Annotated in this window: 16 protein-coding genes; 13 read left to right on the top strand and 3 right to left on the bottom strand. The window is 72.3% G+C overall.

Annotation, left to right across the window (positions count from 1 at the left end; translation table 11 throughout):
* Positions 1-12: 12 nt before the first annotated feature.
* The 5 genes from egtA to ABD292_RS01210 are packed head-to-tail and all read left to right on the top strand — an operon-like array spanning position 13 to position 5,612.
* Positions 13-1,272, top strand: a complete 1,260-nt coding sequence (egtA, locus tag ABD292_RS01230; protein WP_371249333.1) for an ergothioneine biosynthesis glutamate--cysteine ligase EgtA — start codon at positions 13-15, stop codon at positions 1,270-1,272.
* Positions 1,269-2,570 carry an ergothioneine biosynthesis protein EgtB gene (egtB, locus tag ABD292_RS01225; RefSeq protein ID WP_344204551.1) on the top strand — a complete coding sequence of 434 codons (1,302 nt, stop codon included), beginning with the start codon at positions 1,269-1,271 and terminating at the stop codon, positions 2,568-2,570. The genes egtA and egtB overlap by 4 nt, the downstream gene beginning before the upstream one ends.
* The gene (gene egtC / locus ABD292_RS01220; protein WP_344204550.1) at positions 2,570-3,313 is read left to right on the top strand and encodes an ergothioneine biosynthesis protein EgtC; all 744 of its coding nucleotides are present in this window, start codon (positions 2,570-2,572) and stop codon (positions 3,311-3,313) included. Before egtB ends, egtC begins: the two co-directional genes overlap by 1 nt.
* Before the next feature lie 26 nt (positions 3,314-3,339).
* Positions 3,340-4,323 (top strand): L-histidine N(alpha)-methyltransferase, encoded by a 984-nt coding sequence (gene egtD / locus ABD292_RS01215; protein ID WP_425564949.1) that lies wholly within the window; start codon positions 3,340-3,342, stop codon positions 4,321-4,323.
* Positions 4,320-5,612: an aminotransferase class V-fold PLP-dependent enzyme gene (locus ABD292_RS01210; protein ID WP_344204549.1), complete on the top strand. Its 1,293-nt coding sequence runs from the start codon at positions 4,320-4,322 to the stop codon at positions 5,610-5,612. Before egtD ends, ABD292_RS01210 begins: the two co-directional genes overlap by 4 nt.
* 57 nt (positions 5,613-5,669) lie before the next feature.
* Here ABD292_RS01210 and ABD292_RS01205 read toward each other — a convergent pair whose 3' ends face one another.
* Positions 5,670-7,178 (bottom strand): hypothetical protein, encoded by a 1,509-nt coding sequence (locus ABD292_RS01205; RefSeq protein WP_344204548.1) that lies wholly within the window; start codon positions 7,176-7,178, stop codon positions 5,670-5,672.
* Between the two features lie 354 nt (positions 7,179-7,532).
* Here ABD292_RS01205 and ABD292_RS01200 point away from each other — a divergent pair, with 354 nt between their 5' ends.
* The 3 genes from ABD292_RS01200 (at position 7,533) to ABD292_RS01190 (ending at position 9,948) form a co-directional block, all read left to right on the top strand.
* Entirely contained in the window at positions 7,533-8,384 is an 852-nt protein-coding gene (locus ABD292_RS01200) for an amidohydrolase family protein (RefSeq protein ID WP_344204547.1), read from the top strand.
* 140 nt (positions 8,385-8,524) lie between these two features.
* Positions 8,525-9,280, top strand: a complete 756-nt coding sequence (locus tag ABD292_RS01195; protein WP_344204546.1) for an SDR family NAD(P)-dependent oxidoreductase — start codon at positions 8,525-8,527, stop codon at positions 9,278-9,280.
* Positions 9,281-9,408: 128 nt separating this feature from the next.
* Entirely contained in the window at positions 9,409-9,948 is a 540-nt protein-coding gene (locus ABD292_RS01190; RefSeq protein ID WP_344204544.1) for a hypothetical protein, read from the top strand.
* A gap of 59 nt (positions 9,949-10,007) precedes the next feature.
* Here the strand turns inward: ABD292_RS01190 and ABD292_RS01185 are convergent, their stop codons facing one another.
* Both ABD292_RS01185 and ABD292_RS01180 read right to left on the bottom strand, forming a co-directional pair.
* Complete coding sequence (locus ABD292_RS01185; RefSeq protein WP_344204543.1) at positions 10,008-10,754, bottom strand: sigma 54 modulation/S30EA ribosomal C-terminal domain-containing protein; 747 nt, start codon at positions 10,752-10,754, stop codon at positions 10,008-10,010.
* A gap of 152 nt (positions 10,755-10,906) precedes the next feature.
* Positions 10,907-11,329, bottom strand: a complete 423-nt coding sequence (locus ABD292_RS01180) for a pyridoxamine 5'-phosphate oxidase family protein (protein ID WP_344204542.1) — start codon at positions 11,327-11,329, stop codon at positions 10,907-10,909.
* 489 nt (positions 11,330-11,818) lie between these two features.
* On the opposite strand from ABD292_RS01180, the gene ABD292_RS01175 reads away from it, so the two are divergent.
* The 5 genes from ABD292_RS01175 (at position 11,819) to ABD292_RS01155 (ending at position 20,093) form a co-directional block, all read left to right on the top strand.
* Positions 11,819-12,796: an ABC transporter permease gene (locus ABD292_RS01175; RefSeq protein WP_344204540.1), complete on the top strand. Its 978-nt coding sequence runs from the start codon at positions 11,819-11,821 to the stop codon at positions 12,794-12,796.
* A gap of 1 nt (position 12,797) precedes the next feature.
* The gene (locus ABD292_RS01170; RefSeq protein ID WP_344204539.1) at positions 12,798-13,640 is read left to right on the top strand and encodes an ABC transporter permease; all 843 of its coding nucleotides are present in this window, start codon (positions 12,798-12,800) and stop codon (positions 13,638-13,640) included.
* Entirely contained in the window at positions 13,637-15,715 is a 2,079-nt protein-coding gene (locus ABD292_RS01165) for a dipeptide ABC transporter ATP-binding protein (RefSeq protein WP_344204537.1), read from the top strand. The genes ABD292_RS01170 and ABD292_RS01165 overlap by 4 nt, the downstream gene beginning before the upstream one ends.
* A complete protein-coding gene (locus ABD292_RS01160; RefSeq protein ID WP_344204536.1) occupies positions 15,712-17,421 on the top strand; it encodes an ABC transporter family substrate-binding protein in 1,710 nt (569 codons plus the stop codon). The genes ABD292_RS01165 and ABD292_RS01160 overlap by 4 nt, the downstream gene beginning before the upstream one ends.
* Before the next feature lie 209 nt (positions 17,422-17,630).
* Complete coding sequence (locus tag ABD292_RS01155) at positions 17,631-20,093, top strand: glycoside hydrolase family 3 N-terminal domain-containing protein (RefSeq protein ID WP_344204534.1); 2,463 nt, start codon at positions 17,631-17,633, stop codon at positions 20,091-20,093.
* Positions 20,094-20,104 lie beyond the last annotated feature (11 nt).

Genomic DNA, 20,104 nt, shown 5'->3' with positions numbered 1-20,104 from the left:
CTGCCCGCACCCATGCCCGCGCCCCTGCCGGCGGACCTGCCCGGGGACCCGGCGTCTTTCGAAGCAGTGGCCGAGTTCGCCCGCGACTGCTTCCGTGAGCCCGCCCGGGACGGCGGCGGGGGCGGGCGCGTGGGGGTCGAGCTGGAGTTCCTCGTCCACGACCGGGCCGCGCCTGAGCGGCACGTCCCCATCGACGAGATCGCGCGGGCCCTGCCTCCGCTGCCCGGCGGAAGCCGGGTGACGTTCGAGCCCGGCGGCCAGCTCGAACTCTCCGGGCCCGCGGCCCCGCTGGCGGAGGCCGTCACCGCGATGGCCGGCGACCTCGGCCTGGCCCGCCGGGCGCTCGCCGGCGCCGGCCTCGCCCCGGCCGGAGTGGGCCTCGATCCGGTACGCCAGCCCCGCCGCCAGCTCCGCCTGCCGCGCTACGACGCGATGGCCGAGTTCCTCGGCGGCCCGTACGGCCCGCTGATGATGTGCTCGACCGCCTCCGTGCAGGTCAACCTGGACCTGGGGGAGCGGCCCGGCGTGCGGTGGGAGCGGGCGCACCTGCTCGGCCCCGTGCTCGTCGCCGCCTTCGCCAACTCCCCGCTCGCCGGAGGCCGCCCCTGCGGCTGGATGTCCGGCCGGCAGGCCGTCTGGGAACGCCTCGACCCCACCCGTACGGCCCCCGTCCCCGCCACCGCCGACCCCGCCGAGGACTGGGCGGGCTACCTGCTCGACGCCCGCCTCATGCTGGTACGGGACGGCCCGGACCGCTGCCGCCCGGCCCGCGGCGGCGTCACCTTCCGCGACTGGCTCGCCGGCCGCCCCGGTGCGCCAGGCCGGCCGCCCACCCTCGGCGACCTGGCCTACCACGCCACCACCGTGTTCCCGCCGGTCCGGCCTCGCGGCTGGCTGGAGCTGCGCTACCTCGACGCCCAGCGGCCGGACGTCTGGCCGGTGTGCGTGGCGGTCACGTACGCGCTGATCACGGACGACCGGGCCGCCGACGCCGCGCTCCAGGCCGCCGAGCCGTGCCGCGACCTCTGGAGCGAGGCCGCCCGCCACGGCCTCGCTGTGCCCCGGCTGGCCCGCGCCGCCGAGGCGTGCTTCCGCGCCGCGCTGGAGGCGCTGCCCCGCCTCGGCGCGGGCCCCGTACTGACCGGCGAGGTGGCGGCGTTCGCCGACCGGCACGTGAGCCGGGGCCGCTCGCCCGCCGCCGACCTGATCGAGACGGTGACACGAGGACCGGGCCACCCGCCGGCCTGGCTGACCGAAGGGAAGGACGCATGACCGACCTCAAGGAACGCATCGCCGCCCAGCTCACCGCGGTGCGCGACCGGTCGCTCGCCTACACCGCCGCCGAGGACGACCTGCTCGTCCGCCAGCACTCGCCCCTCATGTCCCCCCTGGTGTGGGACCTCGCGCACGTCGGCAACTACGAGGAGCTGTGGGTGCTGCGGGCGGCCGCCGGGATCACCCCCTTGCGTCCCGAGATCGACGACATCTACGACGCGTTCAAGACCCCGCGCAGGGACCGCCCGTCCCTGCCGTTCCTGGGTCCGGCGGAGGCCCGCGACTACATCGGCGGCGTACGCGGCCGGGTGCTCGACGTCCTCGACGCGGTGGACCTCGCCGACCCGAGCCCGCTGCGCCGCGACGGGTTCGTGTTCGGGCTGGTCATCCAGCACGAGCACCAGCACGACGAGACGATGCTGGCCACGCTCCAGCTCGCCGGCCGGCCGGGCGTGGTCCGCGACGGGGACCTGCCGCCCGGCCTCTCTGCGGGGCCCGAGGAGGTGTACGTGCCGGCGGGGGAGTTCCTCATGGGCACCGACAGCCTGCCCTGGGCGTACGACAACGAGCGGCCCGCCCACCGGGTGGACCTGCCCGCGTACTGGATCGACCGGCTGCCCGTCGGCAACGCCGCCTACGCCGCGTTCATCGAGGACGGCGGTTACCACGACGCCCGCTGGTGGACGCCGGAGGGCTGGAGGTGGCGGCAGGAGAACGGCGTGTTCGGGCCGCTGTTCTGGACCAGGGAGGGCGGCACGTGGTGGCGTACCCGCTTCGGGCGGACCGAGCCGGTGCCGATGGACGAGCCCGTGCAGCACGTCTGCTGGTACGAGGCCGACGCCTACGCCCGATGGGCGGGCAAACGGCTGCCCACCGAGGCCGAATGGGAGAAGGCCTGCGGCTGGGACGCCGCCGCCGGGCGGGCCCGCCCGTACCCGTGGGGCGAGCAGGACCCGACGCCCGAGCTGGCCAACCTCGGCCACCGGGCGGCCCGGCCCGCGCCGCTCGGCGCCTATCCGGGCGGCGCCAGCCCGTACGGGGCCGAGCAGATGGTCGGCGACGTGTGGGAGTGGACCGCCACCTGGTTCGACGGCTATCCCGGCTTCCGCGCCTTCCCCTACCGGGAGTACAGCGAGGTGTTCTTCGGCCGCGAGTACCGGGTGCTGCGCGGCGGGTCGTGGGCGGCCGACCCGGCCGCCGTCCGCACCACGTTCAGGAACTGGGACTATCCGATCCGGCGGCAGATCTTCACCGGCTTCCGCTGCGCGCGTACCGCGTCGCCGGAGGAGCGCTGATGTGCCGGCACGCCGCCTGGCTCGGCGCTCCCCGCACGCTCGCCGAGCTGATCCACGAGCCCGAGCACGGACTGCTCAGGCAGTCGTACGCGCCGCGGCGGCAGCGCCACGGGACGGTCAACGCCGACGGCTTCGGCATGGGCTGGTACGACCCCGGCCTCGCCACTCCCGAGCCGATCCGCTACCGCCGCTCGATCCCCATGTGGGCCGACGCCAACCTGCCGGGGCTCGCCCGGGTCGCCCGGTCCGGGTGCCTGCTGGCGGCCGTACGGTGTGCCACGGTCGGCATGCCGGTCGAGGAGAGCGCCACCGCGCCGTTCACGGAGGGGCGCTGGTTGCTCAGCCACAACGGGCGGGTCGAGCGGGACGCTCTCCGCGACCTCGCCGAGGGGGCGGAGAGCGCCTGCGACAGCGCCTGGCTGGCAGCGGCCGTCTTCCGCCGCCTCCGCGCCGACTGCAGCCCCACACCGGCCCCCGCCACAGCCAACGCGCTGGGGGAGGCGCTGGCCGAGGTCGTGACCAGCGCCGCCGCCAAGGACCCCGTGGCCCGCCTCAACCTGCTCGCCTGCGACGGCGTCACCCTCGCCGCGACCGCCTGGGGTGACACGCTCTTCCACCGGCCGCACCCGGACGGCGTCCTGGTGGCCAGCGAGCCGCTCTGCGACGGCCCCGGCTGGCAGGCCGTGCCCGACCGGAGCCTGCTGCTCGCCACCGCCGACGGACTGCGCGTCCAGCCGCTCTGACTTCCGCTCACGCCTGGGGAGACCTCGTGCCCGTCAGCCACCAGTCCACCGTCCAGCTGATCAACCACCTCGACCGCGACTACCTGCGCCTGGCACTCGAACAGGACGTCCGCGCCGGCCTGGCCGCCACGCCCAAGTGGTTGCCGCCGAAATGGTTCTACGACGAGGCGGGCAGCGAGCTGTTCACCCGGATCACCCGGCTGCCCGAGTACTACCCGACCCGCCGCGAGCTGGCCATACTCGGCGCCGAGGCGGCCGGGCTGGCGGCGGCGAGCGGCGCGGACACCCTGGTCGAGCTCGGCTCGGGCACCAGCGAGAAGACCGTGCTGCTCCTCGACGCGCTCCGCGAGGCGGGCACGTTGCGTACGTACACACCGGTGGACGTGGACGCCGTCACCCTCCTCGCCGCCGCCCGGCGGCTGGCCGCCCGCTGTCCCGGGCTCGTCGTACGGGCGGTGTGCGCCGACTTCGAACGTCACCTCTCGCTGCTGCCGCGTACCGGCCGCCGGATGGTCGCCTTCCTCGGCGGCACCATCGGCAACCTCGGCCCGGACGCCCGCCGCGCCTTCCTCAAGGAGCTGCGCGGCAACCTGCGGCCGGGCGACACGTTCCTGCTGGGCGCGGACCTGGTGAAGGACCGGGACCGGCTGGTCGCGGCCTACGACGACGCGGCCGGGGTGACCGCCGCCTTCAACCGCAACGTCCTGCGGGTGCTCAACCGCGAGCTGGACGCCGCCTTCGACCCCGACGCCTTCGCCCACGTCGCCCTGTACGACGAGCGCCACCAGTGGATCGAGATGCGCCTGCGCGCCACCCGCGCGATGCGCGTCCCCATCGCCGCGCTCGACCTGACCGTGGACTTCGCGGAGGGCGAGGAGCTGCGTACCGAGATCAGCGCCAAGTTCCGGCCGGCCGGGCTGCGGGCCGAGCTGGCCGCCGCCGGTTTCACGGTGCGCCGCTTCCACACCGACCCGGCCGGCGACTTCGCCCTGCTCCTCGCCCAGGCATGACCTCGCCGCCCACCACCGGTACGGCCTGCCCGGGCGCGGCGTGGCGGGCGGCCCGCGCCGTCCTGCCGCCCGGGCACCTCGACGCGGCCGGCTGCAACGTGCCCGGCGACCGTACGCTCGACGCCGTCATCGGCCACCTCCACCTGGAACGGGAACGCGGCGGCTACCCAGCGGAACCAGACCTCACGGACACCCGCACGGCCCTGGCAGCCTTGACCGGCGCGGCCCTCGGCACGGTGGCGGGCGCGGTGCCGGGCGCGGTACCGGGGGTAGTGCCGGGTGCGGTGGCTGGCGTGGCGCCGGATGCGGTGCCGGATGCGGTGCCGGATGCGGTGCCGGGCGCGGTGGTGGGCGCGGTGCCGGGTGCGGGCCCTGATGACGTCGCCTTCGCCGAGAGCGGGACCGTCGCCATGGCCGCGCTGCTCGGCGGCTGGCGGCTGCCTCCGGGCAGCCGCGTCGGCCACCTCCGCACCGAGTACGGCAGCACCCTCATGCTCCTGCGCCGCCTCGCCGCCGACCGCGCATGGACCCTCGTCGAGCTGCCCGCCGACGCCGACGGCCGGGCGGACCTGGACGGCCTGCGCGAGCGCCTGTCGGCGGGCCTGAGCCTGGTCACCGTGCCCCACATCGCCTCCCACCACGGCGTCGTACAGCCCGCCGCCGCGATCGGCGCGCTGTGCCGGGCCGCCGGGGTCCCGCTGGTGCTCGACGCCTGCCAGTCGTTCGGCCACGTGGACGTCACCGGCGCCGGCGCCACCGCGTACGTCGGCACGTCCCGCAAGTGGCTCGCGGGCCCGCGCGGCGTCGGCTTCCTGATCGTCCCCGGCCTCACGCCCGCCATGGACGCCCCTTTCCCCGCCCTCCACGGCCACGCCGACGGCGTCCCGCTGCCGGGGGCCGTCCGCTACGAGGGCGCGGAGGCGGCGATGGCGGCACGCGTCGGTCTCGGGGAAGCCGTACGCGAGCACCTGGCACTCGGCCCCGCCGCCGTCCACGCCCACCTGGCCCACCTGGGCCGGACCACCCGCCGGACGCTCGACGGCGCGGGCGGCTGGCGCGTACGCGAACCACTCGACGAGCCCTCCGCCCTCGTCACCCTCCGCCCGCCGCCCGGGGACTCGGCGGCGGCCGCCAGAGCCCGCGCCGCCCGCGCGGGCCTCCTCGTATCCGTGGTCCCGACGGCGAGAGCCCCACTCGACCTCACCGAGCCCGTCCTACGCGTCTCCCCGCCCCCAGGCACGCCCCCGGAGACCTTGACCGCCCTCGCCCGCGTCCTGTCCGAACGCTGATCGCCCTGTCTCAGAGATCGGCGAGACAGTCGTCGCTTCACGGTTGCTCGTGGGGAATCATTCGATGAGGTCGCAAAGGGCCGGGCCCATCTGGTCGCCCACCATGTGCAGGGCCGTCTCGGCCCGCGAGGCGAGGACCAGGGGCGGCACCCCCGCGACGAGGTCGGCGTGTGCCAGCCGGTCGAGCGCTGCGCCCACGAGTGGTGCAGCGACGCGGAGGGCCGGCTGCAACGCGACCCCGCCCGTCGAGCCGCCGTGCAGGACGATGTTGCGGCTGCGATAGAGGCGGCGCAGCGTGACCTCGACGTAGCGGCGTACCCTGCCGAGCACCTGTGCGGGGTCGGCCAGGAGCGCGTGCATCCTGGTGACCGCCGCGATGTCGCTCCGCCGGCGCCAGGAACGTTCCAACGGCAGGGAACGGCCCTGAACCAGCTCGGCGGCGATCAGGATGGCGCGTTCGCGGTTGGAGCCGCAGAGGTCCAGGCGCTCGGCCAGGTCGCCGTCGCTCACGGGCCGGACGCGGTGGGAGAGCGCGGTCAGCTCGGCTCGCGGCCAGGAGCACGCCACCAGCGCGGCGGCGCGGCCGGCGGCGACGACCCGTTCGCGCTCGTCAGGATCCCGGGCCTCGGTCAGCAACGACTCCAGAGCGCTCCACCCTCCGGCGACGGCCGGAGCTAGCGGGCCGTGGTTGAGCGCCGAGGCGAGCTCCAGCGCGTCGTCCACCGCACTGCGTCGCCGGTCGTCGAAGCGCTGCGGCTCCGCGCCGACCACGTAGAGCTGACGTTCGGCCGCCAGGGACAGGACCCGCGCGCCGCGCGCGGGCATCCGCAGGGGCATCGCCCGGCGCTGGTCGAGCACGACGGCGGTGTTGAAAGGTGACACCGAACCGGTGGAGGCGAAGCGGGCGCGGGCCTGGAGCCGTTCGACGATGTCTGAAACGATCTCCAGGGCGCGTTCTGCGTCCCGCGCCTCGACCTCGTAGGAGAGGGCGCCGGTGATCGGAGCGGCGGGCTTCGTCCCCGTCTCGGCCAGGAGGTCGGCCGCCTCGCGCCGACCGATCCAGTGGGGGAGACCGGCGGTCAGCTCCCGGCCGTGCAGGTCGGCGAAGGGCACGACGACCTTCCAGGACGTCGGTGGACGGGCCAGCAGGGCCGCGGCCTCGGCGATCAGGTCCACGGCCGACAGCCTGAGCCTGCCTTCGTGGAGCCAGCGGCCGAGGCCGTCCATGCTGTGGCCGCTGTCGAGCAGATGGGAGGCGACCGCGCGGGCGACCTTCTCCGGCGGGGGCGGGTCCGTCCCCGCGACGCACGCCGCCCAGCGGTCGAGATAGCCGGGGCGGCCGACGTCGATCAGGTGACGCAGCTTCCTGCGGCCGTCGCTCGCCACCGTCAACGTCGTACGCAGGCATTCCTGGAGCTGGCGGCGGAAGACCTTCGTGCCGAGCGCCGGGTCGTCGCCGAGCGTCCGCTCCAGCTCGTGCCGCTGCCAGTCGAGCGCCGACTGCGACAGCACCCGCCGCTCCACCCAGCCGCCCGCCTCGTGCAGCTCCTCCAGAGAGAGGAACACGCTGACGTCCCACAAGCGGAGTGTCCAGGGTGCCCTCTGGTTGCAGAAGTCCTGGAGACGAGCGGCGATATGGCGGGAGTAGGGGGAGGCGGAGTCGCGCCCATAAGGCGTGATTGGCATGCTGCGACCTCGAAGGTACGAATGGGGGGAACTGGCTGGACTGAGCGCCAGTCGATTACTGAAAGCATAAGGGTGTCGCACACAGCGTGATTGAGGTAGCATGAAATTGCCGTCGAGGGCGGCGAAGACTACTCAGGGGCTTCGGCCCCCCAGAGGGCGTGATCATGATGATCACGCCCTCTGTTTTTCTCGGCCCAAGGCGCCGAACATGGGATGTCTGTTACGTTGCCGCTCATGGACCGCATCGACGCACATCACCACGTATGGGACCTGGCCGCCCGTCCGCACGACTGGCTCGACCCGGAGCCCATGGCCCCCGTGCGGCGGACGTTCACCCTCGACGACCTGGCCGGGCCCGCCGCCGCCGCGGGAGTGAGCCGGACGGTGCTCGTGCAGGTGCTGGCCGACCTGGACGAGACGCGTGAGTTCCTCGGCTTGGCCGCCGCGTCGAAGCTGGTGGCGGGGGTGGTCGGATGGGTGGACCTGACCGCGGACGACGTGGCCGGGACGCTGGCCGCGCTGCCGCCGGGGCTGGTGGGGGTGCGGCACGGGGTGCAGTCGGAGCCGGACCCCGCCTGGCTCAGCCGGCCGGACGTGCGGCGGGGCCTCGCCGCCGTCGAGGACGCCGGGCTCGCCTACGACCTGCTCACGCTGCCGCACCAGCTTCCGGCCGCCATCGACACCGTACGGGCGCTCCCGGGGCTGACGTTCGTGCTGGACCATCTGTCGAAGCCGCCGATCGCCTCGGGCGAGCTGGAGCCGTGGCGGAGCCGGGTACGGGAGCTGGCCGCGCTGCCCAACGTGTACTGCAAGCTGTCCGGGATGGTGACCGAGGCCGACTGGGCGGGCTGGCGGGTGGGTGACCTGCGGCCGTACGCGGAGGTGGTGCTGGAGGCGTTCGGGCCGGAGCGGGTGATGTTCGGCTCCGACTGGCCGGTGTGCCTGCTGGCCGCCGAGTACGCGCAGGTGGCCGAGGCCGCCGAGGAGCTGTGTGCGGGGCTGACGGAGGGCGAGCGGGCCGAGGTGTTCGGCGGTACGGCACGGCGGGCGTACAAGCTGCCTGAGGCGGCGGCCGGCTCGCGTTGAGACGCCCCCTGGTACGCCCCCTGGTACGCCCCTTGGTACGACGGCGGGAGTAGGCCGGTCGTCTCCCCCCGTCCGATGACCGCCGCACGCTTCCGGGACATGGTGGAGTCCTGGCCGTCGCCGTCGGAAGGGGAGAAATCGTGATTTATCCGGATTTAAGGGGCAAGGTGGCCCTGGTCACCGGCGGGTCCGGCGGCATCGGCGGAGGCACCGCCAGGCTCCTGGCCGATCAGGGCATGCGCGTCGCCGTCAACGGCCGCGACCCCGCCGCCATCGCCGCCGTCGTCGAGGACCTCGGGGACGCCGCCATCGGGGTGCCCGCCGACGGCACCGACTTCGCCGCCGTCGAGGCCATGCGCGCCGAGGTCGAGCGGCGGCTCGGACCGGTGGACGTGCTGGCGGCCTTCGCCGGGGGCGGCACCGGGCGGCCCGTGCCGCTCGACCGGCTGAGCGAGGACGACTGGCACGCCACCGTGGACGCCAACCTGACCTCGACGTTCCTCGTGCTCAAGAGCGTCCTGCCGGGCATGCGCGAGCGCCGGGCCGGCTCGATCGTCACCATGGCGTCGCTGGCCGCCCGCCTGCCGACGGGGGCCTCGGTCGCGTACACGGCCGCGAAGGCCGGCGTGATCGCGCTCACCCGGCAGCTCGCCCACGAGCTCGGCCCGGCCGGGGTCCGGGTCAACTGCGTGTCGCCGTCGACGATCATGACCGAGCGGCTGGCCGGACGCCTGCCGGAGGAGCACGTACGGCGCCTGCTGGCCGGGCACCCCCTCGGGCGGCTCGGCACGCCGCTCGACGTGGCCCACGTGACGGCCTTCCTGGCCTCCGACGCCTCGTCCTGGCTGACCGGGCTCACCATCGACGTCGCGGGCGGCACGTGGATGCCGGCGTGACCAAGGTCCCTGCCCAAGGTCCCGCGGGCTTCGGGCCCTAGTGCTCTGCGATCCCGGCGGCGGAAACGGTGTCATAGAGGTGTCAGAGCGACACCGGACCGCAAGCCGGATCCCCAGAGGAGCCCACGATGGCGACCATCTTCCACCCCCGCACCGTCCACCCCGAAATCGTCGCCACCACCGACACCCCCGCCAAGAACCCCGTCCAGTACGTCTGGGCCGCCGCCCGCGTCGCCCTCGGCTGGGTCTTCCTGTGGGCCTTCCTGGACAAGACCTTCGGCTGGGGCTTCGCCACCCCGGCGGCCAAGGCCTGGATCAACGGCGGCAGCCCCACCACCGGCTTCCTCAAGGGCACCGGTGAGAACGCCCTCGGCGGCCTGTTCACCGCGCTGGCCGGACAGGTCTGGGTGGACTGGCTGTTCATGCTCGGCCTGCTCGGCGTCGGCGCCGCGCTCGTCCTCGGGGTCGGCATGCGGATCGCCGCCGTCGCCGGCGCCCTGATGATGGCCCTGATGTGGGCCGCCGAACTGCCCCTCACCACCAACCCGTTCATGGACGAGCACATCATCTACGCGATCGTCCTGGCCGGCCTGGCCCTCGCCGACGCCGGAACCACCCTCGGCCTCGGCAACCTGCGGATCGTCCGCGAGCACGAATGGCTCAAGTGACGCCCCGCCCCACCGGTGCCCGGCCCCTCGAAGGGGCCGGGCATCACTGCTGTCCGGGGTCAGCGCAGGGTGGTGACCAGGCCGTACGCGCCGTCCGCCCGGCGGTGGACCACCTGGCCGGCGCCGCTGCCGGCGTCCGCGAAGAACACGTACGGGAAGCCGCCCAGCTCCAGCCGCTCGACGGCGGCCGCGATGCTCAGGCGGGGCGCGGCCTCCGTGGCGACCGAGACGGCCGCGCAGGTCGGCGGCGGCAGCTCGGGCCGCGGATCGAGGCGCACCAGCCGGTAGCCGCCGCCGGTCCGGTGGACGAGGCAGTCCCCGCCGGTCACCGGGTCGACGAAGAGCAGGAAGTCGTGGTCGAGCTGGTCCATCTCCACGACCGCCTCGTCCGGGTCGGCGCGCACCGGCGACAGGACCCGGACGATCCGCGGCTCCCCGGCGCTCCGGCCGGCCCGGGGCTTGTCGTGGTGGTGGCGTCCCCGGCGGTTCTCCCAGTCGCGGGTGCTCGCCAGCAGCCGCGTACGCAGCCGGTCGCCGAGCAGGTGGATGGCGGCGCGGGTGGAGGCCGCGCCGGCCCTGGCCCTGATGAGCCGTCCCTGGACGTCCAGCACGGCCTCCGCCGTGCGGCGCTCCTCGGGGCCGGGCGCGGCGGCGAGCGTGACCTTCGCGCCGAGCACCGGCTCGTGCGCGAGCCGGGACAGCTCGGCGACGGTCTGCCTGGCGCGCCTGACGTCACCGGGCCGGACCCCGCCGCGGATCTTGATCTGCACGTCGGCGGGGTCGAGGGCGATGGGCCTGTGCCTCATGGGCGAGCACCTTCTTCGCGTTGATCGCGTTCGGTTGGTGCTACCACCCTCTGACCGGGGATGATCACGCGGCCAGGGACTTTCGTCCCGCCAGGGACGGGACCTTGGCCCCGCCGCGACGGCGGGGCGGGCGCCTTTCAGGAGGCGTCGTCTCAGGAGGCGTCGTCGAGCGGGACCAGCTCGAAGCCGTTGACGATCTCCGGCTGGATGCTGATCACCTGGTCCATGCCGCCCCGCACCCACGGCTGGAGCAGCTCCTTGAACCGCTCCGCCTCCTCGGGGTCGGTCACCGGCCTGGCGATGCCGGTGACGATCACGCTCCAGCCCACCCGCTCGTACGGGTCCAGGTCGTCGGCCTCGAACGCGACCACGGCCGCGGCGGGCGCGACCTCCTTGCTCAGCACCGTGCCGGGGTTGGTGCGGATGACCACCCGGCCGTCGGCCACGACGTGGTTCACCGGGCGGACCGCGGGGAGCGCGTGCAGGGTGAAGACGACCCGGCCGAACGGCACGGACGCCAGCCGTCGCAGGGCCTCGGCCTCGGACAGTTCCTTGAGATCGCGTGCCGCCGTCATCCGGAACCGCCCATCGCGTTACACATCACCCCTCCATCGTGCCGCCCCGCCTGGGATGCCAGGTAGGGACCAAAGACCCTATCTGGACGGCCCGCCGCCCACGGGAGGAGCCGGGCCCCGTGAAGGGCGGCACGGGCGGGATCACAATCGCCGGCCGTGGGCCCTCGCGTGGATCACTTAGGCGGCCCGCCAATTCATGTCCGGATTCTGTGACACAACTCATGCCGGACGCCCTTTGGCGCGCCTAAAAGGCCGACGTTTCCGCAGGTCGCACGGGGTGTGGAGCGAGTGTCCAAGGACTGTCACGATCTATTGTTGGTGATCTGACCGTTATGTGACCTAGTTTCTGACTGTTATATTTTTGGCCATATTCTGCGCCTTGATCGCCGTCTGCACGGTCAGTGTCATTTCCCGATCGCGGACGGCTTTACGTTGCGGAGGCGCCTCTCCACCCCGAGGTGCGCCCCCCGTCAGCGCGAACGGAGAGTAATGGGCAAGTACCTGCTACGCAGGTTGGCGATAAACGTGATCCTGGTCGCCGTGGCGGCCAGTCTCGCGTACATGCTCGCCGCCAGCACGATGAGCCCTCGGGCCGCGTACCAGGGCCGCCAGCCTCCGATCCCCGAAGCGACGATCGACGCCACGCTCGACATGTACAACCTCAACGACAAGGTTCCCGTGCTCCAGCGCTACGCGACCTGGGCCACGGGCGTCGTGCAGGGGGACTTCGGCAAGACCTGGAACGGCGGCTCGGTCAACGACGAGATGGGCCGGCGGATCTTCGTCAGCCTCCGGCTGCTGCTGATCGGCACGCTGCTCGGCTTCGCGATCGGCATCGGGCTGGGAGCCATCTCGGCGGTCAAGCAGTACAAGGCCACCGACCGGTTAATAGGCGTCTCCTCGTTCGTGGTGCTGGCGATCCCCGTCTTCGTGCTGGCGACGCTGCTCGCGATCGCGACGTACAACCTGAACCGCGGGCTCGGGTTCACGCTCATCGAGTACACCGGTGAGTACAACCCGCAGCTGTCGGGCTGGGACCAGTTCCTCAACCGGCTGAACCACCTGATCCTGCCGACGATCTCGCTGAGCCTCGGCTCGATCGCCTTCTACAGCCGCATCCAGCGCAACATGATGCTCGACGTGCTCGGCCAGGACTTCGTCCGCACCGCGCGGGCCAAGGGCCTGCGCCGCAGGACGGCGCTCACCAAGCACGCGCTGCGCACCGCGCTGATCCCGTCCGCGACGTACTTCGCGTTCGCGTTCGGGACGATGTTCACGGGAGCGACCTTCACCGAGAAGATCTTCGCCTGGCACGGCATGGGCGCCTGGCTGGTCGACTCGATCAACGCCCAGGACGTCAACTCCGTCGCCGCGGTGACCTTCTTCACCGCGATCTGTGTCCTGTTCGCCGCCTTCCTGTCGGACCTGCTGGTGGCGGCGCTCGACCCGAGGGTGCGGGTGAGCTGAGATGCGTACCAAGGTCGTCCTGCGGCGGCTGGTGGCCAACCGGCAGGCCCGCTACGGCTCCATCGCCCTGCTGCTGCTGGTGCTGGTCGCCTACATCGGCCCGTACTTCGGCGCGTACGCCTGGACGGAGAAGGACTTCCTGGCCTTCCTGTCGCCGCCCGACGGCGACCACTGGTGGGGCACCACCTCGATCGGCCAGGACATGTACGCGATCACGCTGCGCGGCATGCAGAAGTCGATCGTGATCGGCCTCCTGGTGGCGCTGATCTCGACCGGGCTGGCCGCGATCGTCGGCGCGTTCGCCGGATATTTCGGCGGATGGGCGGATCGGATCCTCATGTGGGGCGTGGACCTGCTCCTCGTCCTGCCCAGCTTCCTGATCATCGCCATCATCTCGCCGCGCCTCAAGTCGGGCTCCTCGTGGCTGTGGTTCGTCGTGCTGCTCGCGGCGTTCTCCTGGATGATCACCTCCCGGGTGGTGCGGAGCATGACGATCTCGCTGCGCGAGCGCGAGTACGTCCTGGCCGCCGTCTACATGGGCATCCCGCGCTGGAAGATCATCTTCCGGCACATCGTGCCCAACCTGTCCTCGCTGCTGATCATCGACGCGACGCTCAACGTCTCCTCGGCGATCATCGGTGAGGCGGCGCTGTCCTTCTTCGGCTTCGGCATCCAGCCACCGGACGTCTCGCTCGGCACGCTGATCGCCGCCGGCTCCGGCAACGCCACCGGCTACCCCTGGCTGTTCGCCTTCCCGGCGGGCGCGCTGGTGCTCCTCGTGCTCAGCGTGAACCTCATCGGCGACGGCCTGCGCGACGCCCTCGACCCCGGGAGCAACTCGTGAGCATCTTGGAGGTCAAGGACCTCACCGTCACCTTCCCCGGCGGCGTCCAGGCCGTGCGCGGGGTGTCGTACGAGGTCGAGCGCGGCGAGGTGCTCGGCATCGTCGGCGAGTCCGGCTCGGGCAAGTCCGTGACCTCGCTCGCGGTGATGGGCCTGCTCCCGCCGAACGCCGTCGTCAGCGGCTCGGCCAAGCTGCACGGCCGCGAGCTGCTCGGCATGGACGACGACGAGCTGGTCAAGATCCGCGGCAAGTCCATCAGCATGATCTTCCAGGACCCGCTGTCGGCGTTCACGCCCGTCTACACGATCGGCGACCAGATCGCCGAGGCCGTGCGCATCCACCAGCGGATGCCGAAGGACAAGGCCGCCAAGCGGGCCGTCGAGCTGCTCGACCTGGTCGGCATCCCGCACCCGGACGTGCGGGCCAAGTCGTTCCCGCACGAGTTCTCGGGCGGCATGCGGCAGCGCGCGATGATCGCCATGGCCATCGCCAACGACCCCGACCTGCTCATCTGCGACGAGCCGACCACCGCGCTCGACGTCACCATCCAGGCCCAGGTGCTGGAGGTGCTGAAGACCGCGCAGCAGGAGACCGGCGCGGGCATCGTAATGATCACCCACGACCTCGGCGTCATCGCCGGCATGGCCGACCGGGTGCTCGTCATGTACGCGGGCCGGCCGGTCGAGCAGGGGCCGGTGGACGACCTCTACTACCGGCCGCGGATGCCGTACACGATGGGCCTGCTCGCCTCGATCCCGCGGATCGACGGCGAGGAGGGGCCGCTGGTGCCGATCGAGGGCAACCCGCCCTCGCCGTCGTCGCTGCCGCCCGGCTGCCCGTTCGCGCCGCGTTGTCCCATGCGGGTGGACATGTGCGACGACGAGGAGCCGCCGCTCATCCCGTTCGGGCCCGGCGGCGGGCGCAGCGTGGCCTGCATCCGCTCGCACGAGATCGAGCACAAGGGCCTGACCGGCGCCGACGTGTTCCCCGTGCCGGTGATCCCGCCGAGCGAGGTGGTCCGGGTGCCGCGCGCCGAGCGCGCGACGGTCCTGGAGCTGGACGACATGATCCGGCACTACCCGCTCATGAAGGGCGCGGTGTTCAAGCGCCGGGTCGGAACGGTCTACGCCGTGGACGGCATCACCCTCGACATCGCCGAGGGCGAGACGCTGGCCCTGGTCGGCGAGTCGGGCTGCGGCAAGACCACCACGCTGCAGCAGATCATGCAGCTCGCGCCGCCGGAGCGCGGCCGGGTGGTGGTGCTCGGCAAGGACAGCGCCAAGATCGACAAGGCGCTGCGCCGGGAGCTCCGCCGGGACGTGCAGATCGTCTTCCAGGACCCGATGGCCGCGCTCGACCCGCGCATGCCGGTCCAGGACATCATCGCCGAGCCGCTGCGCGCCCACGGCCGCAAGGACGTGCGCGCCCGGGTCGCGGAGCTGCTGGAGCTGGTCGGGCTGTCGCCCGAGCACGCCGAGCGCTACCCGAGCCAGTTCTCCGGAGGCCAGCGCCAGCGCATCGGCATCGCCCGCGCGCTCGCGCTGGAGCCGAAGCTGCTCGTCCTGGACGAGCCGGTCTCGGCACTCGACGTCTCCATCCAGGCGGGTGTGATCAACCTGCTGGAGGAGCTGAAGAACACCCTGGGGCTGTCGTACCTCTTCGTCGCCCACGACCTGGCCGTGGTCAGGCACCTGGCCGACCGGGTGGCCGTGATGTACCTCGGCAAGATCGCCGAGATCGGCACGGTCGAGGAGGTCTACGACCGCCCCGCGCATCCCTACACGCAGGCGCTGCTGTCGGCGATCCCGCTTCCGGACCCCGAGATGGAACGCACCCGGAAGCGGATCCTGCTCGAAGGCGACCTGCCCAGCCCGGCGAACCCGCCCACGGGTTGCCGGTTCCGCACCCGTTGTCCCAAGTTCGCCACCCAGCTCAACGAGGCGGAGCGGCAGCGGTGTGTGGACGAAGAGCCCTCGGTTGCTCGGCTGGCGAACGTCGTGGATCACGGCGCCGCCTGCCACTACGCGGAGGAGATCGAGGTCATCACGGCCTCGGACGATCAGGAGGAAAAGTGAAGGTTCGTTACCGGGCGACCGCGGGGCTCGCGGTTCTGGCCCTGGCCGTCGCGGCTTGTGGCGGGGGTGGCGGCGAAGCCAAGAAGCCGAGCACCGAGCAGTCGCAGCAGGCTCAGCAGCAGATGTCGCAGACTCCGGCCATCAGCATCAACGCGGTGCCGTACGAGCAGGTCAAGGACGGCGGCACGCTGACGCTGGCCGTCGGCCAGTGGCCGCAGCAGTGGAACGGCAACCACGTGGACGGCAACCAGTCCGACACGGCGGACATGCTCGACGTGATCATGCCGCAGCCGATCGTGTTCGACGAGCAGGCGCAGTGGTCGGCCAACCCGGACTACCTCTCCGACGTCAAGAACGAGCTGAGCGCCGACAAGCACGTCGTCACGTACACGATCAACGACAAGGCCAAGTGGTCGGACGGCACGCCGATCACCTGGGAGGACTTCGAGGCCGCCTGGAAGGTCAACAGCGGCAAGGACAAGAAGTACAAGCCGGCCTCCACCGACGGCTGGGACCGGATCGAGTCGGTCACCAAGGGCGACACGGACAAGGTCGCCGTCGTGACCTTCTCCAAGCCCTACCCCGAGTGGATGGGCCTGTACTCGCGCTCGCCGCACCTGTACCCGGCCAAGCACATCCTGGACGCGGACAAGTACGAGAACGACTACAAGGGCAAGATCCCCGTCACGGCGGGCCCGTTCAAGGTCGAGAAGATCGACGAGGGCACCAAGACGCTCACGCTGGTGCGTGACGACAACTGGTGGGGCAAGAAGGCCAAGCTCGACAAGATCATCTTCCGTGGCATCGAGTCGCCGGAGGCGCAGGTCAACGCCTTCGCCAACGGCGAGCTCGACGGCGTCGAGATCCCGTCCGGCGCCCCGGCCGAGCTGAAGCGCGCCAAGGAGGTCCCGAACGTGGACATCCGTAAGGCGCTCAGCCCGAACTGGCGGCACATCACGGTCAACAACGTCAGCGCGAACCTGAAGGACAAGACCGTCCGCCAGGCCATCGCGTACGGCATCAACCGTGACGTGATCACGCAGTCCGACCTCAAGGACATGGACTGGCCGCTGCAGACGCTCGGCAACCACGTCTTCATGAACAACCACAAGGGCTACGTCGACAACTCCGGCGACCTCGGCAAGTACAACCTGGAGAAGGCCAAGCAGCTCCTCGACCAGGCCGGCTGGAAGCAGGAGGGCGAGTACCGCAAGAAGGACGGCAAGGAGCTCGAACTGAGCTTCGTCATCCCGACGGGCACCCCGGTCGCGCAGACCGAGGGTGAGCTGACCCAGGCCATGCTCAAGGAGGCCGGGGTCAAGGTCAACATCCGCCCGGTCCCGGTCGACAAGTTCTTCGTGGACTACGTCATCAAGGGCGACTTCGACCTGGTGCCGTTCTCCTGGATCGGCACGCCGCTGCCCATCGGCGGCCTGTCCCAGATCTACAAGACCGGCTCCGAGAGCAACTTCCCCAAGGGCAGCGACCCGGCCCTGGACGAGGCCATCGAGGCGGCCGTGAGCGAGCTCGACCCGGAGCAGGCCATCGTCAAGGCCAACGCCGCGGACAAGCTCATCTGGGACATGGTGCACACGATTCCGCTGTACCAGCGTCCCGACATCCAGGCGGCGAAGAAGACCCTCGCCAACTGGGGCGCGAAGGGCTACAAGTCCTACGACTACTCGATGGTCGGCTTCACCGGCTGATCTCGGTCAACCCCTGCGAAACCCCCGTCCGGCCGTGCGCCGGGCGGGGGTTTCCCCTTGGTGGCGCAGGTGAAAGTTTCACCTTCTCCGGGGCGTTCGCGCTGGTGCCGGGGGAGGGGCGGGCGGCGTGGATGGGCGCGCTGGTGCCGGTGACCTACAGTGCGCTTGGGAGCGCTCCCAACCGTGCCGACAGCCAGGGGTGGAGGGTCATGAGAAGCAGGATCGGGAAGTGGGCGGCGGGGGTGGCGGTGACGCTGCTCGCGCTCGCGACGCTGAACGTGCCGGGCACGCCGGACAGCGGGCCGCGGGCGTACGCGGTGGCGGCGCTGCCGTACCAGGATCCGACGCTGCCGGTGCCGACCCGGGTGAGCGACCTGATGTCCCGGATGTCGCTGGATGACAAGATCGGGCAGATGACGCAGGCCGAGCGCGGCTCTGTGAGCGCCGCCGACGTCACCTCCTACCGGCTCGGCTCGGTGCTGTCCGGCGGCGGGTCCGCGCCCTCGCCGAACACGGCCACGTCCTGGGCCGACATGTACGACAGATTCCAGAACGCCGCCCTCGCCACCCCGCTCGGCGTCCCCATCCTGTACGGCGTCGACGCCGTGCACGGCCACAACAACGTCGCAGGCGCCACGATCTTCCCGCACAATATCGGCCTCGGCGCCGCCCGCGACCCCGCGCTGGTGCAGCGCATCGGCCGGGCGGTGGCCGAGGAGGTCTCCGGCACCGGCGTGGACTGGAACTTCGCGCCCTGCCTCTGCGTGGCGCGCAACGACCGGTGGGGCCGCACGTACGAGTCGTTCGGCGAGACCCCCGCCCTGCCGTCCGAGATGACGACGTTCATCACCGGCCTCCAGGGCACCGCGCTGAACGGCCCCGCCTCCGTCCTCGCCACCGCCAAGCACTACGTCGGCGACGGCGGCACCACCGGCGGCGTCGACCAGGGCGACACCCAGCTCTCCGAGGCCGAGCTGCGGGCCATCCACCTGCCGCCGTTCCGGGCCGCCGTCGAGAAGGGCGTCGGCTCGGTGATGATCTCCTTCAGCAGCTGGAACGGCGCCAAGCTGCACGGCCACCAGTACCTCGTCTCGACCGTGCTCAAGGGCGAGCTGGGCTTCACCGGCTTCGTCGTCTCCGACTGGAACGGCATCGACCAGATCGACGGCGCGCCCGGCGCCTCCGCCTCCGACGTGCGCGCCGCCGTCAACGCCGGCATCGACATGGTGATGGCGCCGACCTCGTGGCGGCAGTTCATCGACCTGCTGCGGGCCGAGGTCCAGGCCGGCCGGGTGAGCACCGCGCGGATCGACGACGCGGTCCGCCGCATCCTCACCAAGAAGTTCGAGCTCGGCCTGTTCGAGAAGCCGCTCACCGACCGCTCCTACACCGCGACCGTCGGCTCCTCCGCGCACCGCGCCATCGCCCGCGAGGCGGTCGCGAAGTCGCAGGTCGTGCTGAAGAACAGCGGGAACGTGCTGCCGCTCGCGCCCGGCGGCAAGATCTTCGTGGCCGGCAGGAGCGCCGACGACATCGGGCTGCAGAGCGGCGGCTGGACGATCTCCTGGCAGGGCTCGGCCGGCGCGATCACCCCCGGCACCACCATCCTCCAGGGCATCAGGAACGCCGCCGGCTCCGGCACGACCGTCACCTACAGCCGCGACGGCGGCGGCATCGACGGCTCCTACCGGGTGGCGGTCGCGGTCGTGGGCGAGACGCCGTACGCGGAGGGCGAGGGCGACCGGCCCGGCTCCCTCGGCCTCGACAGCACCGACCTCGCCACGCTCGCCACCCTGCGCGCCTCCGGCGTCCCGGTCGTGGTCGTGCTGGTCAGCGGCCGGCCGCTGGACGTCGCCGCCCAGCTCCCCGGCTGGAACGCGCTGGTCGCCGCCTGGCTGCCGGGCACCGAGGGCCAGGGGGTGGCCGACGTGCTGTTCGGCGCGGTCAAGCCCACCGGCAAGCTGCCCGTGACCTGGATGAGCAGCGCCTCCCAGCAGCCGATCAACGACGGCGACGGCAAGACGCCGCTGTTCCCGTACGGGTTCGGCCTGACCTACGACGGCTCGCCCGGCGACACCACCCCGCCCACCGCCCCCGGCACGCCGTCGGCCGGCGACGTCACCTCGTCGTCGGTCCGGCTGACCTGGGCCGCCGCCACCGACGACGTCGGCGTGACCGGCTACGACGTGGTCCGGGTGACGGGCTCGGGCGAGACGGTCGTGGCCTCCTCCGCCACGCCCGCCGCGACGGTGAGCGGGCTCGCCGCGAACACCGCGTACACGTTCGCCGTCTACGCGAAGGACGCGGCGGGCAACCGTTCGCCCCGCTCGGCCACGGTCGCCGTGACCACCCGCCCCGACGGAGGGACGGGCGGCTGCTCGGTCACGGCGAGCACGCAGAGCCAGTGGGGCAACGGATACGTCGTCCAGGTCACCGTCACCAACACCGGCACGAGCGCGCTCACCGGCTGGGCCGTGACGTTCACGCTGCCCGCCGGCCACCAGCTGACCGGCTCGTGGAACGCCACCCTGACGGCGAGCGGGCAGAGCGTCACCGCCAGGAACGCCGCGCACAACGGGTCGCTGGGGCCGGGCGCGAGCACGTCCTTCGGCTTCCAGGGCAGCCGCCCGGCCGGCGACACGCGCCTGCCGGACGGCTACCGCTGCGGGTGAGGGCTCAGCGG

The organism is Nonomuraea bangladeshensis (assembly GCF_039529455.1).
GTDB classification, from domain to species: Bacteria; Actinomycetota; Actinomycetes; order Streptosporangiales; family Streptosporangiaceae; genus Nonomuraea; species Nonomuraea bangladeshensis.
This window is presented reverse-complemented; position numbering and strand designations above follow the sequence as displayed.

What these genes read in the sequence shown, in the direction of transcription:
- ABD292_RS01185 (WP_344204543.1), bottom strand. Translation starts at nt 10,754, where the DNA reads ATGAGGCACAGGCCCATCGCCCTCGACCCCGCCGACGTGCAGATCAAG.
- ABD292_RS01180 (WP_344204542.1), bottom strand. Translation starts at nt 11,329, where the DNA reads ATGACGGCGGCACGCGATCTCAAGGAACTGTCCGAGGCCGAGGCCCTG.
- ABD292_RS01170 (WP_344204539.1), top strand. Translation starts at nt 12,798, where the DNA reads ATGCGTACCAAGGTCGTCCTGCGGCGGCTGGTGGCCAACCGGCAGGCC.
- ABD292_RS01200 (WP_344204547.1), top strand. Translation starts at nt 7,533, where the DNA reads ATGGACCGCATCGACGCACATCACCACGTATGGGACCTGGCCGCCCGT.
- ABD292_RS01175 (WP_344204540.1), top strand. Translation starts at nt 11,819, where the DNA reads ATGGGCAAGTACCTGCTACGCAGGTTGGCGATAAACGTGATCCTGGTC.
- ABD292_RS01190 (WP_344204544.1), top strand. Translation starts at nt 9,409, where the DNA reads ATGGCGACCATCTTCCACCCCCGCACCGTCCACCCCGAAATCGTCGCC.
- egtA (WP_371249333.1), top strand. Translation starts at nt 13, where the DNA reads ATGCCCGCGCCCCTGCCGGCGGACCTGCCCGGGGACCCGGCGTCTTTC.
- ABD292_RS01155 (WP_344204534.1), top strand. Translation starts at nt 17,631, where the DNA reads ATGAGAAGCAGGATCGGGAAGTGGGCGGCGGGGGTGGCGGTGACGCTG.
- egtB (WP_344204551.1), top strand. Translation starts at nt 1,269, where the DNA reads ATGACCGACCTCAAGGAACGCATCGCCGCCCAGCTCACCGCGGTGCGC.
- egtC (WP_344204550.1), top strand. Translation starts at nt 2,570, where the DNA reads ATGTGCCGGCACGCCGCCTGGCTCGGCGCTCCCCGCACGCTCGCCGAG.
- ABD292_RS01210 (WP_344204549.1), top strand. Translation starts at nt 4,320, where the DNA reads ATGACCTCGCCGCCCACCACCGGTACGGCCTGCCCGGGCGCGGCGTGG.